The 13,253-nt window shown below is 67.5% G+C and carries 16 protein-coding genes; 13 read left to right on the forward strand and 3 right to left on the reverse strand.

Annotation, left to right across the window (positions count from 1 at the left end; translation table 11 throughout):
* The first annotated feature begins 74 nt into the window (after positions 1–74).
* From moaC to ABIB51_RS12620, 3 genes are read left to right on the forward strand one after another with little or no spacing between them, the layout of a single operon-like run.
* Positions 75–500: a cyclic pyranopterin monophosphate synthase MoaC gene (gene moaC, locus ABIB51_RS12610; protein ID WP_354188611.1), complete on the forward strand. Its 426-nt coding sequence runs from the start codon at positions 75–77 to the stop codon at positions 498–500.
* Complete coding sequence (locus ABIB51_RS12615; protein WP_354188465.1) at positions 497–1,009, forward strand: MogA/MoaB family molybdenum cofactor biosynthesis protein; 513 nt, start codon at positions 497–499, stop codon at positions 1,007–1,009. The genes moaC and ABIB51_RS12615 overlap by 4 nt, the downstream gene beginning before the upstream one ends.
* A complete protein-coding gene (locus tag ABIB51_RS12620; RefSeq protein WP_354188467.1) occupies positions 999–1,472 on the forward strand; it encodes a molybdenum cofactor biosynthesis protein MoaE in 474 nt (157 codons plus the stop codon). Before ABIB51_RS12615 ends, ABIB51_RS12620 begins: the two co-directional genes overlap by 11 nt.
* A 19-nt stretch (positions 1,473–1,491) precedes the next feature.
* On the opposite strand, the gene ABIB51_RS12625 is transcribed toward ABIB51_RS12620, so the two are convergent.
* Together ABIB51_RS12625 and ABIB51_RS12630 are read right to left on the reverse strand one after the other, a co-directional pair.
* A complete protein-coding gene (locus tag ABIB51_RS12625) occupies positions 1,492–1,968 on the reverse strand; it encodes a Clp protease N-terminal domain-containing protein (protein ID WP_354188469.1) in 477 nt (158 codons plus the stop codon).
* A gap of 9 nt (positions 1,969–1,977) precedes the next feature.
* Positions 1,978–2,181 carry a helix-turn-helix domain-containing protein gene (locus tag ABIB51_RS12630; protein WP_354188471.1) on the reverse strand — a complete coding sequence of 68 codons (204 nt, stop codon included), beginning with the start codon at positions 2,179–2,181 and terminating at the stop codon, positions 1,978–1,980.
* Between the two features lie 119 nt (positions 2,182–2,300).
* On the opposite strand from ABIB51_RS12630, the gene dapB reads away from it, so the two are divergent.
* On the forward strand, positions 2,301–3,059 hold the full coding sequence (gene dapB, locus ABIB51_RS12635; protein WP_354188473.1) for a 4-hydroxy-tetrahydrodipicolinate reductase: 759 nt from the start codon (positions 2,301–2,303) through the stop codon (positions 3,057–3,059).
* A 5-nt stretch (positions 3,060–3,064) separates the two neighbouring features.
* Positions 3,065–3,556: a hypothetical protein gene (locus ABIB51_RS12640; RefSeq protein ID WP_354188475.1), complete on the forward strand. Its 492-nt coding sequence runs from the start codon at positions 3,065–3,067 to the stop codon at positions 3,554–3,556.
* Here ABIB51_RS12640 and ABIB51_RS12645 read toward each other — a convergent pair.
* On the reverse strand, positions 3,553–4,788 hold the full coding sequence (locus ABIB51_RS12645; RefSeq protein WP_354188477.1) for a heparan-alpha-glucosaminide N-acetyltransferase domain-containing protein: 1,236 nt from the start codon (positions 4,786–4,788) through the stop codon (positions 3,553–3,555). The two genes, ABIB51_RS12640 and ABIB51_RS12645, sit on opposite strands and share 4 nt — an antisense overlap.
* A gap of 115 nt (positions 4,789–4,903) precedes the next feature.
* On the opposite strand from ABIB51_RS12645, the gene ABIB51_RS12650 reads away from it, so the two are divergent.
* From ABIB51_RS12650 to ABIB51_RS12685, 8 genes are all read left to right on the forward strand, one after another.
* Entirely contained in the window at positions 4,904–5,305 is a 402-nt protein-coding gene (locus ABIB51_RS12650) for a hypothetical protein (protein ID WP_354188479.1), read from the forward strand.
* A gap of 39 nt (positions 5,306–5,344) precedes the next feature.
* Complete coding sequence (locus ABIB51_RS12655) at positions 5,345–5,518, forward strand: nitrilase-related carbon-nitrogen hydrolase (protein WP_354188481.1); 174 nt, start codon at positions 5,345–5,347, stop codon at positions 5,516–5,518.
* A gap of 87 nt (positions 5,519–5,605) precedes the next feature.
* Entirely contained in the window at positions 5,606–6,514 is a 909-nt protein-coding gene (dapA, locus tag ABIB51_RS12660; protein ID WP_354188483.1) for a 4-hydroxy-tetrahydrodipicolinate synthase, read from the forward strand.
* Between the two features lie 61 nt (positions 6,515–6,575).
* Positions 6,576–8,267, forward strand: a complete 1,692-nt coding sequence (locus tag ABIB51_RS12665; RefSeq protein ID WP_354188485.1) for a ribonuclease J — start codon at positions 6,576–6,578, stop codon at positions 8,265–8,267.
* 231 nt (positions 8,268–8,498) lie between these two features.
* Complete coding sequence (locus ABIB51_RS12670; RefSeq protein ID WP_354188487.1) at positions 8,499–11,444, forward strand: FtsK/SpoIIIE family DNA translocase; 2,946 nt, start codon at positions 8,499–8,501, stop codon at positions 11,442–11,444.
* A gap of 9 nt (positions 11,445–11,453) precedes the next feature.
* Positions 11,454–12,089, forward strand: a complete 636-nt coding sequence (gene pgsA / locus ABIB51_RS12675; RefSeq protein ID WP_354188489.1) for a CDP-diacylglycerol--glycerol-3-phosphate 3-phosphatidyltransferase — start codon at positions 11,454–11,456, stop codon at positions 12,087–12,089.
* Entirely contained in the window at positions 12,086–12,592 is a 507-nt protein-coding gene (locus tag ABIB51_RS12680; RefSeq protein ID WP_354188491.1) for a CinA family protein, read from the forward strand. The genes pgsA and ABIB51_RS12680 overlap by 4 nt, the downstream gene beginning before the upstream one ends.
* Positions 12,593–12,730: 138 nt before the next feature.
* Positions 12,731–13,183 (forward strand): helix-turn-helix domain-containing protein, encoded by a 453-nt coding sequence (locus tag ABIB51_RS12685; protein WP_354188493.1) that lies wholly within the window; start codon positions 12,731–12,733, stop codon positions 13,181–13,183.
* Positions 13,184–13,253: the final 70 nt, after the last annotated feature.

Consider the following 13,253-nt stretch of genomic DNA (forward strand, 5'->3'; position numbering starts at 1 on the left):
CTGACGCGGAAACCGTTACCACTGAAGCCAGAAAACCGGTCCTGACCCACCTGCGCCAGGACGGCACCGCCCAAATGGTCGACGTGTCCAACAAAGCCGAATCAACGCGGGAGGCCACGGCCACCGCCACGGTCAACAGTACGGCCGAAGTCCTGGCCCTCCTCGGCGCCGGTGACCTGCCCAAGGGCGATGCGCTGGCCGTCGCCCGCATCGCCGGCATCCTGGCGGCCAAAAAGACCTCCGACCTCATTCCGCTGTGCCATCCGCTGCCGATCGCCAAAGTCACCGTCGACTTCGAACTGGACACCTCGTCCATCACTGTGTTCGCCACTGTCAAGACCCGTGGCGTCACCGGCGTAGAGATGGAAGCGCTGACCGCCGCCTCGGTGGCAGCGCTCAGCGTGTACGACATGATCAAGGCCGTGGACAAGCACGCGGTCCTTACCGACATCAAAGTGCTGGCCAAAAGCGGCGGCAAGAGCGGGGACTGGACCATATGAGCATGCCCGAACCACACCGGCACGGCGAAGCGACCGGGCGGAAGGCCGGCGTCGTGATTGCCTCGACGCGGGCCGCAGCCGGCGTCTATGACGACCTCACCGGTCCCGTCATCATCGACTGGCTCACCGAACACGGCTTCGAGCCGTTCCCCCCGCTCGTCGTCCCGGACGGCGAGCCGGTGGGGGCTGCCCTCCGCGCCCTCCTGACCCAGCAGCCCGCCGTCATCATCACCAGCGGCGGCACGGGCCTCAGCCCCACCGACGCCACCCCGGAACAGACCCTGCCTTTCCTGGACCGCGAGATTCCGGGCATCATGGAAGGAATCCGGAGCGCGGGAACGGCCAAAACGCCCCTGGCCATGCTGAGCCGGGGCCACGCCGGGGCAGCAGGACAGACTTTCATCGTCAACCTCCCCGGATCCCCGAAGGGCGTCATGGACGGCCTGGGTGTGCTGGATCCCATCCTCGGACACCTCTGCGACCAGCTCGAAGGCAGCCATGGGCACTGACACTGGTTTTGAAATCGTCCACGCCGTCCTCAGCGCTGAACCGATCTCCGTGGACCAGGCCATCGCCGCAGTCGAATCGGACACCGCCGGGGCGGTCGTCAGCTTCAGCGGCGTCGTCCGGAACCACGACGGCGGCAAGCCCGTCCGGCGGCTCAGCTACAGCGCCCACCCCACGGCGCACCAGGTGATGGCCGACGTCGTCGCCCGGCTCGTCGCCGAACAGTCGAGCGCCGGCGGGACCGGCAGCGGGCCGGACCAGCCCGTGCGGATCTGGGCTGCGCACCGGATCGGCATGCTCGGGATCGGCGACCCGGCGCTGGTCTGCGCCGTCTCGGCCGCGCACCGCGGCCAGGCCTTCGAGGTCTGCTCTGAGCTTGTGGACCGGATCAAGTCCCAGGTTCCCATCTGGAAGGAACAGTTCTTCACCGACGGCACGGTCGAGTGGGTCGGCGCGGGGGAGTAGGAACCCGGCCGTCAGCCCGTCAGCCCGGTAGCCCGCGATCAAGGGCAAGGACCATGCGACGGGCCTCGGCCCTGTCGACCCCCAGCTCGTCGAGGAGCGAGGCCGCCGGATCATGTTCTTCGCGGTCCAGCAGCGAGAGCAGAAGGTCCGCGGTGGTGATGTGTCGTGACTTCTGGTCAATGGTGTACCGAAGCATGCTTTCCATGACCGACCGGGCACCTGAGCAGAAGGGCGGCTTTTTCCCCCGGCTGGGCATTGTGCCGCGTTCAAAGCCCTGGGCATCAATTCCGATGGACGCGAGTGCTGCGCGGTCCAGCGTCGCTGCTGCCGCCCTCGCCTGATCGAGCGTGACACCAAGAATGCCGGCCGGACCGGGATCGTGAAGCGCCCCCAACAGCAGATGATCCGTGCCCAGCCGCTTGTCGCCGCTGTAGCGGGCCTCTTCCATGGCAAAGCCGACGATCTTGCGGGTGTCGTCGGCAAATCGTTCAAACATCGTGTGCCCTCACTCTCGGTATTTCGCGTGGACGGACTGCCGTGAGACGCCCAGGGCGTCACCGATCTGCTCCCAGGTCCATCCCTGTTCCCGAGCAGCCCCTACCTGCGCTGCCTCGACCTGTTCTGCGAGACGGTGAAGGGCGCCGACCGCCCGTAGACCGACCGCGGGGTCAAGTGAATGAATGTGCGCGGACAGTTCGTCATTATCCATGCCTGTCAGTTTGGACTGACAGGCGGGTGCCGTCAATCCAGCCTGACAGTCGCAGGATTGGGCTTCAACGCAGGTCTCCGGTTCAAGGAGGCCCCGGCCCCGGCGGTAGGGTTGATGGCATGATCGAACAACTCGCAGTCGCCGTGCTGGGCGCGAACGGGCGCATGGGTGCCGAGGCGGTGAAGGCTGTCGAAGCCGCCGCGGACCTTAAGCTTGTCGCGGCCCTGGGCCGGAACGATTCCCTCGACACGCTCGTCGACGCCGGCGCCCGGATCGTGGTGGACCTGACGGTCCCGGAAGGCACCGAAGCCAACGTCCGTTTCGCCGTCGAACACGGCATGCACGCCGTTGTCGGCACCACCGGCTGGGACGCGGACCGGCTGGCACGGCTCGAGGAACTCCTCGCCGGCCGGCAGGACACCGGGGTCCTGATAGCCCCCAATTTTGCCCTCGGCTCGGTCCTGGCCTCGGCCTTCGCCGCCAAGGCCGCGCGGTACTTCGAATCTGTCGAGATCATCGAACTGCACCACCCTGACAAGGTCGACGCCCCCTCGGGAACAGCCGTGCGGACCGCCCAGCTGATCGCGGCCGAGCGGGAAGCCGCCGGCGTTCCCGCCAGCCCGGACGCCACCACCAGCGAACGCCCCGGCGCGCGCGGCTGCGACGTCGACGGCGTGCGGGTGCACAGCGTCCGGCTGCGCGGGCTCGTAGCACACCAGGAAGTCCTGCTGGGCGGGCCGGGGGAGCAGCTGACCTTCCGGCACGACTCCTTTGATCGCGCCTCCTTCATGCCCGGCGTGCTGCTGGGCATCCGCAACGTTGCCGCGAACCCGGGCCTGACCCTGGGACTCGACGGCTACCTGGACCTGGGACTCTGAACGCCGTGGCCAATGTGCTGACCGCCCTGAAAGCCAACCGCACCAAGATCTGGGTCGGCGCCGTCACCCTCCTGCTCGTGTTCTATCTGGTGGTGTCCTTCCAGCGTTCCGTGCTCCTGATGTCCGATCCCAACCTCGTGGCGAAGGCCATCGGCGTGGCCTACCTGGTCCTGCCGCTGGTCGGGGCCTGGGCCCTCGTCCGGGAGCTGCTGTTCGGCGCCCGTACCGAGCAGATGGCGAAAATCCTCGAAGCCGAAGGCGGGCTGCCGGAGGACAACCTGCCGCGCACCCCGGCCGGGCGGATCATCCGGGAGGCCGCGGATCTCGAATTCGAAAAGTACCGGGAGGAGACTGAAGCGGCGCCGGAGGACTGGCGCTCATGGTTCCGGCTCAGCTGCGCCTACGACGCCTCGGGTGACCGCAAGCGCGCCCGCGCCTCGATGCGCGACGCCGTCCGCCTGTTCCGTTCGGGCTCCTCCGGGACGCCCGCGGCCTAGCGGAGGCGGGCCGGCTGGTGCCGGCCCAGCTGGTTGGCCGCATGGGCCACCCATTCCAGCGGCCCGCGCCATGCCAGGGCGGCGAAGATCCCGCCAATAATCACGACGGCGGCTGCCTGCGCCCAGTACACACCATCCACCGTCCACCCGGATGGCAGCGGCTTCTGGTACAGGGATGCCATCACGCACAGATGGGCCGTGTAGAGGCTCAACGTCAGGGCGCCGGCGCCGCGCAATGGGAGCAGCAGGTCCAGCTCGACCCATTCGGCAAGCCGGCCCAGCAGCAGGCAGGCACCCACAACTGCGGCCGCGACCCCTGAGGTATGCAGCAGGTCCAGCGTGCTGCCCGAGTGCGGGGCGCTTGTGGCCAGCCACCACCACGATCCGGACTGCTCCACCCCGGCAACGTTGACCTGCAGCAGGTTCGCCAGCGGATACGAGGGGTCCGCCAGCTGCTCTTCGAGTGCCCGCCGGCCGCCCCAGTCCTCCATCATGAGAACGCTGGCCCATTTGGCCAAGATGGCCACCATGGCTCCGCCGGCCAGCAGCAGCGCCGGAACGGCCGCCGCCGTCAGGGCCATCCGGCCGATGGCGAGGCCGATCAGCAGATAGGCGATCCACTGGAACACGGGGTAATAGCCGGTCAGGAATAGATCGCCGAGCAGGGCCGCCGGGGTCCCGAGGTCGTCCCAGCCGGGGTTGTGTCCGAGGTGCAGCGGCGGAGTGGCCGCCAGGAGCCAGGGCCGAAGCAGAAAAGCCAGCACAGGCGCCACCACGATCCAGGCGGCGGCGAGGGGCAACAGTCTTTTGACGCCGAGCCCGAGGAACGGAAGGACGCAGAGGAACAGGACCGCGTAGTGGACCAGGATGATGGCGATATTGACTTCGAGACCGCCCAGCGAGAGCCCGACGGCGCCGACCACGAGGGCGCGCAGGGCGATGCCGCGCCGGGCCGCCCACAGGTCCGGGCCCTGGAGGGGTTGCTGCTTTCCCGTGGACAGGGCCAGCCCGATCCCTGCCAGCACGGCGAACAAGGCGGAGGCGCGTCCGGAGAACACCAGCCCCACCCACGTCGGGGTGAGCTGGGCATCGGGCTCGAAGGTGGGCAGCACATGGGTGGCCATCATGCCCAGGAGCGCCAGCCCGCGGGCGGCATCGATACCTGCCAGCCGGGCGCCGGGCCGCTTGCCCCGGGCGGTCCGGGAATTCGAGGCCGTTGCGCGCTGGGTCATCTTTCGATCGTCTCATGTCCGGCCGGCGCGAGGCCCCCGCATGCGGGTGCCCGGACATGTTCACAGGAGCTCCACAGGCCTTGTATTCGAATATATGTTCGAATACCATGGGGCCATGAACAACGCACCAGACCCCGCTTCCCACCCTCCAGCGTTCCCGGACCGGGCATTTCGGGATCAGGCAGTCCAGGGTCAGGCAGTTCCCGAAGGGGCGCCCGGCGTGCTGAAGGCGATGAGTCCCGGGGTTGTGGATTTCCTCTTCCGGCAACTCGTCGCCGGCGAGTCAGCGGAAGATATCCAGTGGCACCAGGAGGGCACGGTGCTGGCGGCGCAGGCGCCCGGTGCCGAGCTGGCCCGCCGGCTCGCCGAGACGGACCTTGAGGCGCTCACGCCCACGGAACTGTTCCACTACGTACGCGCCGCCCAGCGGCTTTCGGCCTGGGCGGAGTCCATGCGTGAGGCCGCCGTGGGCCGGTACTGCGCCACACCCGCCGGAGGTGCACCTCCGGCCGCCTGAAATCCCGACCGGGCGGTGCGGAGTGCCTACGATGGCAGCGTGACCACCGCGCTGACACTCTCCGCCATCCAGTACCAGGCACTCGACGGCGGCCCCGCAGCCAACGTGCCGGAGCACATCCGCCTGATCGAAGACGCAGCTGACCATGGGGCCAGGCTCGTGGTCTTTCCGGAGCTGTCCCTCGCGGGTGCTGAAATTCCGACGCTCGTGTGACGCCCGGAAGCCCGGACGCGCGAATTTGACGCTCATCACGCCCCCGCCATTCTCCTAACATGCCGCAGACAGGGTAACGTTTTTACCATGGTTGACTCTGACATTCGCTCTTACACGTTCGGAACCCTCGTGACCGCCATGGTCACGCCTTTCACCGCCGACGGTGAGGTCGACTACCAGGAGTCCGCTGAACTGGCCAGCAAGCTTGTCGACGACGGCAACGACGCCCTCGTCATCTCCGGCACCACAGGCGAAACCTCGACGCTGGAAGACGACGAAAAAGAACAACTGTTCCGCGTCATCGTCGAAGCTGTCGGGGACCGCGCGAAGGTGATCGCCGGGACCGGCACCAACCACACCTCACACTCGATCGAGATGGCAAAGCGCGCCGCCAAAGCCGGCGCCCACGGCCAGCTGATCGTCACGCCGTACTACAACAAGCCGAGCCAGGCCGGGATCCAGGCCCACATCGAAGCCGTCGCCGACGCCGCTGACCTTCCCGTCATGGTCTACGACATCCCCGGCCGGGCCGGTGTCCCGATCCTGCCGGAGACGATGATCCGTCTAGCGGACCACCCCCGCATCATTGCGCTCAAGGATGCCAAGGCGGATTTCGCCGCCGTGACCCGTGTCCTGGCGAATACCGATCTGGATGTCTATTCGGGCGACGACGGACTGACGCTGCCGTGGATGGCAGCCGGCGCCGTCGGGCTCGTCAGCGTTTCGGCCCACGTGGCCACCAAGCAGTTCCGTGCGATGATCGACGCCGCACTTGCAGGCGATTTTGCTACCGCCCGCACCATACATTTCGAACTGGACCCCGTGGTCCGTGCAGTGATGACCCATATTCAGGGTGCTGTTGCTGCGAAGCAAGTTCTTAAGTGGCAGGGAGTCCTGCCCAACTCGGTTGTCCGTTTGCCCCTCGTGGAGCCGGGCGAAGCCGAGATCGAAACCATCCGCGAGGACTTGGCAGAAGCGGGACTGGTCTTTTCCTGATCGGGTGTTTTCCCCGATCGGCAACGACCCGTCCCGGCGAACGCCTGGAAAGTAGTGCACTATGACCCAAACCGCCCTTCCCGGCCTTGTCACGCCGCCCAAACTCGCCAAGGACACCCTGCGGATTGTCCCGCTCGGTGGCCTGGGCGAGATCGGCCGCAACATGACGGTCTTCGAAATCGACGGCAAACTGCTGATCGTTGACTGCGGTGTCCTCTTCCCGGAGGAGACCCAGCCCGGCGTCGACCTGATCCTGCCGGACTTCTCCTACATCAAGAACCGTCTCGAGGACATCGTGGCCGTCGTCTTGACCCACGGCCACGAGGACCACATCGGTGCCGTCCCGTACCTGCTGCGACTGCGCGCCGACATTCCCCTGATCGGCTCCCGGCTGACGCTGGCGCTCATCGAGGCGAAGCTGCTGGAACACCGGATCAAGCCGGTGACCCAGACCGTCACCGAGGGACAGGTGCAGAAGTTCGGCCCGTTCGAATGCGAATTCGTCGCCGTCAACCACTCGATCCCTGACGCCCTCGCCGTGTTCCTCCGCACCTCCGGGGGCACCGTGCTGCACACCGGCGACTTCAAGATGGACCAGCTGCCCCTGGACGGCCGGATCACCGACCTCCGCCACTTCGCCAAGCTGGGCGAAGAAGGCGTGGACCTGTTCATGTCGGACTCCACGAACGCCGACGTGCCGGGCTTCACCACCGCGGAGAAGGAAATCGGACCCACCCTGGACCGGCTCTTCGGCCAGGCCTCCAAGCGACTGATCGTCGCGTCCTTCTCCTCGCACGTGCACCGCGTCCAGCAGGTCCTCGACGCCGCCGCCAACCACAACCGCAAGGTGGCCTTCGTCGGCCGCTCGATGGTCCGCAACATGGCCATCGCCGAGAAGCTCGGCTACCTCGAGGTGCCCCCCGGCATCCTGGTCGACATCAAGAACATCGACAACCTGCCGGACAACCGCGTCGTGCTGATGTCCACCGGTTCCCAGGGCGAGCCGATGGCAGCCCTGTCCCGCATGGCCAACGGTGACCACCGCGTCGTCGTGGGCCAGGGCGACACCGTCATCCTCGCCTCCAGCCTCATCCCGGGCAACGAGAACGCCGTGTTCCGCATCATCAACGGCCTCCTCAAGCTCGGCGCCGACGTCATCCACAAGGGCAACGCCAAGGTGCACGTCTCCGGCCATGCCGCGGCCGGCGAGCTGCTGTACTGCTACAACATCCTCGAGCCGCTCAACGCGATGCCGGTGCACGGCGAAACCCGTCACCTCATCGCCAACGGCAAGATCGCCCTGGACTCCGGCGTCCCTGAGGAAAGCATCCTGCTCGCGGACAACGGCACCGTCATCGACCTCCGGGACCACCAGGCCGACATCGTCGGCCAGGTCGAGGTCGGGTTTGTCTACGTCGACGGCTCCAGCGTCGGCGAAGTCACGGAAGCGGACCTGAAGGACCGCCAGACGCTGGGCGATGAAGGCTTCATCTCCATCATCACGGTCATCCACCGCGCCACCGGCAAGGTGGTCTCGGGACCGGAAATCCACGCCCGCGGCGTGGCCGAGGACGACTCAGTGTTCGACGAGATCATTCCCAAGATCAACGCCGCCCTGGAAGAAGCCGTGCTCAACCGCTCGGACCACACCACGCACCAGCTGCAGCAGGTTGTCCGCCGTGTGGTCGGCACCTGGGTCAACCGCAAACTGCGCCGCAAGCCCCTGATCATCCCGGTGGTCCTGGAGGCGTAAGCCCCTTACCCGCGGAGCCCTCCGCGGGTAAACCACGACGGCCTTCCCGGCCCGCAACAGCCCCTGGCTGAGGCTCGCCGGGAGGGCCGTTTTGCGTCGGACGAGGTCCCCGGTGGGGGAGTGCGCGGGGTGTGCGCGCGCCCGGCGGGGACGCCCGGGGCCGGCAACATGGTTCCCGTTCCGGCCCGGAAATCCGGGGTTTTCGGGGTGAAGTCAGGTACCGTGGCGGGTATGGCGACACGTACTTCCTCCGCGCCAAGAGGAAACTCAAACGGTAAATCAGGCAGCTCCACGGGCCGCGGCCCGGGCACGGCTGCGTCCAAAACACGGTCCTCCGGATCGGCAGGCACCGCACGGACCCGCCAGCTGGCCGCCGTCGAACCGAGGCAGCCCTGGCTGGTGCGGGTCGTTGCCGGCGCCTGGCTGGGTATTGCCCACGTCGTCGGCGCCGGGGTCCGCCGCGTCGGCTCCGACGTCAGCGACCTCGCCCCCGAGGACCGCCGCGACGGCGCAGCCCTGTTCAATCTCGCCCTCGGCGTCTTCGTCGCCACCTTCGCCTGGTGGGGCTTCCAGGGCTGGTTCCCGGACGCGGTCTACGGGATCGTGAACGGCACCTTCGGCTGGATGTCCCTGCTGCTGCCGCTGATGCTCTTCGTCTGCGCCTTCCGCCTGTTCCGCCAGCCCATCGACGGCCGGGGCAACAACCGGATCGGCATCGGCTTCCTGCTGATGACTTTCGCCGGCACGGCCCTGGCGCACATCATCGGGGGCGAGCCGACCGTCGCAGACGGCTTCGACGGCCTCCGCCAGGCCGGCGGCATGCTCGGTTACCTGGCCGCCGCGCCGCTGGCCGCCATCCACGCCGCCGTCCCCGTGGCCGTGTACGGCCTGCTCGCCTTTACCTCGCTGCTGATCGTCACAGCCACACCCTTCGGCGCCATCCCCAGCCGGCTCCGGGACGCCTACGAGCACCTCATGGGCATCGATCTGGAGGATCACGACGCCGACGACGGCCACGACCGCAGCTACCTCTACGAAAACGACGCCCCGGCCGCCCCGGCGAAGAAGAAGCGCCGGCGGCTCTTCGGCAAGGACGCCGAGGCCGACGCCGGCATGGAAGGCTATGTCGGGGACGAAGCCTTCGAACGTGCCCTCATCGAGGACCAGGAAGCCGAGGCCGCGAATGCTGCCATCGGCACTAAATCCGGCTCCAAATCCGGCTCCAAGTCCGTGGCTCCCGGCGTGCGGCGGCCCACCCAGGCCGAGCTCGCCGTCGAGAAGATCAAGGCGGCCCAGGGCCTCGGCGCTGCCGCCGGGGAAAACGCCACCGAGGCGATCCCGCTCGTCACCCCGGGAATGGTGGCCGCGGGGTCCCTGAACCTGGCCGCCGGCACGGCGGCGGCCGCCGCCGCCAAGGTCCCGTCCAACCCGGTCGCGCCGGCGCCGCTGCCCACACCCATTCCGCAGCGCACCGAACAGCTCTCCCTGGCCGGGGACGTCACGTACACCCTGCCCTCCTCGGACGTCCTGACGCCCGGCTCCATCCCGAAAGAGCGCACCGAGGCCAACGACGCCATCGTGGCCTCCCTGACGGACACGCTGAACCAGTTCAACGTGGACGCCCAGGTCACCGGCTTCAGCCGCGGCCCCACCGTGACCCGGTACGAAATCGAACTGTCCGCGGGCACCAAGGTGGAACGCGTCACGGCGCTGTCCAAGAACATTTCCTATGCCGTGGCCAGCTCGGATGTCCGCATCCTGAGCCCCATCCCCGGCAAGTCGGCCATCGGCATCGAAATTCCCAACACGGACCGCGAGACCGTCTCCCTCGGCGACGTGCTGCGCAGCCAGAACGCCCGCCGCACGGACCACCCCATGGTCATGGGCGTCGGCAAGGACGTCGAGGGCGGCTACGTCGTCGCGAACCTCGCCAAGATGCCGCACCTCCTGGTGGCCGGCGCCACCGGCGCCGGCAAGTCCTCGTTCGTGAACTCGATGATCACCTCCATCCTGATGCGGGCCACACCCGACGAGGTCCGGATGGTCATGGTCGACCCCAAACGGGTGGAGCTGACCGCCTACGAAGGCGTCCCGCACCTCATCACGCCCATCATCACCAACCCCAAGAAGGCCGCCGAGGCGCTGCAGTGGGTGGTCCGCGAGATGGACGCCCGCTACGACGACCTCGCCAACTACGGCTTCAAGCACATCGACGACTTCAACAAGGCCGTCCGCGGTGGGAAGGTCCACCCGCCGGAGGGTTCCAAGCGGGTCATCCGGCCGTACCCTTACCTGCTGGTGATCGTGGACGAACTCGCCGACCTCATGATGGTCGCCCCGCGCGACGTCGAAGATTCCATTGTCCGCATCACCCAGCTGGCGCGTGCGGCCGGCATCCACCTGGTCCTGGCCACCCAGCGCCCGTCCGTGGACGTCGTCACCGGCCTGATCAAGGCCAACGTGCCGTCCCGGATGGCCTTCGCGACCTCCTCCGTCACGGACTCCCGAGTGGTCCTGGACCAGCCGGGCGCCGAGAAGCTCATCGGCCAGGGCGACGCGCTGTTCCTGCCGATGGGCGCCTCCAAGGCCATGCGCGTCCAGGGCGCCTGGGTCACCGAATCTGAAATCCACAAGGTGGTCGAACACGTCAAGGGCCAGCTCAAGGCGGTCTACCGTGACGACGTCGCCCCGGAAGCGCAGAAGAAGCAGATCGACGACGACATCGGGGATGACCTCGAGGTGCTGCTGCAGGCCACCGAACTGGTGGTCACCACGCAGTTCGGCTCCACCTCGATGCTGCAGCGAAAGCTCCGCGTCGGCTTCGCGAAGGCCGGCCGGCTGATGGACCTGCTCGAGTCCAGGGGAGTGGTGGGCCCGTCCGAGGGATCCAAGGCCCGCGACGTCCTGGTCAAGCCGGACGACCTCGCCGCCGTCCTCGCCGCCATGAAGGGCCAGGACGGTCCGGTAACCGCGGACCCGCAGACCGCGGCGCTGAGCGAGAATGCCAACGCCAACATTGCCCAGGGGGGCTACGCGGAAGACCTCGTCGCCGCCGACCTGGACCGGCGGACGCAGAACACCGAGTACCACGATGGCGCCGACGGCGGGGACGGTTCCGGCGGTTCCGGCGAAGACGAAGACGGCTCCGAGGACGCCTGGTCGCTCACCGGACGGTAGCCTAGAAAGGTGACTAGCGCCGAAGCCAAAAGTGCCGGATCCGCCGCGCGGATCTGGAACCTGCCCAACATCCTGACGATGCTGCGGATTGTGCTGGTGCCATTTTTCGTCTGGTTCCTCATCCTTGACGCCCCCGGGCTGGTCAGCCAGAACGGCGTCTGGCGCTGGGTGGCGGCGGCGACGTTCGCCGTCGCGATCTACACGGACAAACTCGACGGCGACATCGCCCGCAGCCGCGGACTCGTCACCGACTTCGGCAAAATCGCCGACCCGATCGCGGACAAGCTCCTGATCGGCTCCGCCCTGGTGATGCTCTCCCTGCTCCAGGAACTCCCGTGGTGGGTCACCATCCTGATCCTGGTCCGTGAGTGGGGCATCACGGGGCTGCGGTTCTTCGTCATCCGCTACGGCGTGATCCCGGCCTCCAGGGGCGGCAAGCTCAAGACCGTCGTCCAGACGGCGGCCATATTCCTGTACGTCATCCCGCTGGCCTCCCTCGCGCCGTGGCTCGGCGTCGTGGCCTTTGCCGTCATGATGGCTGCCCTGGCCATTACGGTCTGGACCGGCGGAGAATACGTCATCGAGGCCCTCAAGCTGCGCGCCAGCGGCCGCCGGGCACCGCAGAACCAGGAGGGCAAGCAATGACCACTCTGCATCCCAACCTTCACCGCATCGCGGAACAGGCCGTCAACCAGGCAATCGAGCGCGGGCTGACCGTCGCCACCGCCGAATCCCTGACCGCCGGCATGGTCGCTGCCGTCCTGGCCGACACCCCCGGCGCCTCGGGGATGCTGCAGGGCGGCGTGGTCTCCTACCAGGACTCGGTCAAGGCCGGCGTGCTGGGAGTGCCCCGGGACCTCCTCGACGACGTCGGGGCCGTGGACGGAGAGGTCGCTGCCGCCATGGCAGCCGGCACCCGCCGGATCTGCGGGGCCGACATCGGGGTGTCCACCACCGGCGTCGCGGGCCCCGAGCCGCACGCGGGCAAGGCCGTGGGGTCGGTGTATGTCGGCATTGCCACGGCGGACGGCTCCACGTCGTACGCCTACACTTTCGAGGGCAGTCGGGCGGAAATCCGGGCCCTGGCCTGTGCCGCGGCGCTGGACCGCCTGCTGGAAGTACTGGCGCCCACGGGCCAGCCTGCGTAAGGTTGCCGGGAACAAAAGTTGAATCCCAATAGTTGTTACATTGTGTCGCCTCCGAATATGGGAGGCGCCTAGGATGAAAGCATCAATAGTTCGCCTCACAGCGGCGGACTCAACATACGAGGGAGCAAGGCGATACAGATGGTAAAGCAGCCCGTATCCGTAAACGGCGTTGTCCGCTGGAAGGATGTGGGCCTCGCCGATCAGGCTAAGAGCGAACAGAAGGAGCGCAAAATGGTTGTACTTCGTCACGAAATCGGCGATGTCCTGCGCGATGTTCGCCAACGCCAAGGCCGTACCCTCCGCGAAGTCTCGCACAGCGCCCGTGTTTCACTGGGCTACCTGAGTGAAGTGGAACGCGGCCAAAAGGAAGCCTCCTCGGAGCTTCTTTCCTCGATCTGCTCGGCCCTCGATGTTCCGCTCTCCAGCATGCTCCGCGAAGTCAGCGACCGCGTCGCCGTCGCCGAGGGTGTGGCAGTTCCGGACACCGTCCCGCAGGAGTTCGCACAGCGCTACGGCCGTGACCTGGACCGTGAGCTCAACTCGGACCTGAACGAAGAGTTGGCCAAGGGCCTTCTTTCCGGGGCGCGCTAGCTCCGTCCCCCATGCGATTCCAGGAAGGTCCCCGGCGGTGTGCCGGGGGCCTTTTCCGTGCCCCGGGCCC

It is taken from the genome of Arthrobacter sp. UYCu712 (genome assembly GCF_040547005.1).
GTDB lineage: Bacteria > Actinomycetota > Actinomycetes > Actinomycetales > Micrococcaceae > Arthrobacter.

Excerpts from the sequence above, each read along its gene's own strand:
- ABIB51_RS12670 (WP_354188487.1), top strand. The coding sequence starts at position 8,499 with ATGGCGACACGTACTTCCTCCGCGCCAAGAGGAAACTCAAACGGTAAA.
- ABIB51_RS12615 (WP_354188465.1), top strand. The coding sequence starts at position 497 with ATGAGCATGCCCGAACCACACCGGCACGGCGAAGCGACCGGGCGGAAG.
- moaC (WP_354188611.1), top strand. The coding sequence starts at position 75 with ATGGTCGACGTGTCCAACAAAGCCGAATCAACGCGGGAGGCCACGGCC.
- ABIB51_RS12625 (WP_354188469.1), bottom strand. The coding sequence starts at position 1,968 with ATGTTTGAACGATTTGCCGACGACACCCGCAAGATCGTCGGCTTTGCC.
- dapB (WP_354188473.1), top strand. The coding sequence starts at position 2,301 with ATGATCGAACAACTCGCAGTCGCCGTGCTGGGCGCGAACGGGCGCATG.
- ABIB51_RS12630 (WP_354188471.1), bottom strand. The coding sequence starts at position 2,181 with ATGGATAATGACGAACTGTCCGCGCACATTCATTCACTTGACCCCGCG.
- ABIB51_RS12680 (WP_354188491.1), top strand. The coding sequence starts at position 12,086 with ATGACCACTCTGCATCCCAACCTTCACCGCATCGCGGAACAGGCCGTC.
- ABIB51_RS12665 (WP_354188485.1), top strand. The coding sequence starts at position 6,576 with ATGACCCAAACCGCCCTTCCCGGCCTTGTCACGCCGCCCAAACTCGCC.
- ABIB51_RS12650 (WP_354188479.1), top strand. The coding sequence starts at position 4,904 with ATGAACAACGCACCAGACCCCGCTTCCCACCCTCCAGCGTTCCCGGAC.
- ABIB51_RS12620 (WP_354188467.1), top strand. The coding sequence starts at position 999 with ATGGGCACTGACACTGGTTTTGAAATCGTCCACGCCGTCCTCAGCGCT.
- dapA (WP_354188483.1), top strand. The coding sequence starts at position 5,606 with ATGGTTGACTCTGACATTCGCTCTTACACGTTCGGAACCCTCGTGACC.
- ABIB51_RS12685 (WP_354188493.1), top strand. The coding sequence starts at position 12,731 with ATGGTAAAGCAGCCCGTATCCGTAAACGGCGTTGTCCGCTGGAAGGAT.
- ABIB51_RS12645 (WP_354188477.1), bottom strand. The coding sequence starts at position 4,788 with ATGACCCAGCGCGCAACGGCCTCGAATTCCCGGACCGCCCGGGGCAAG.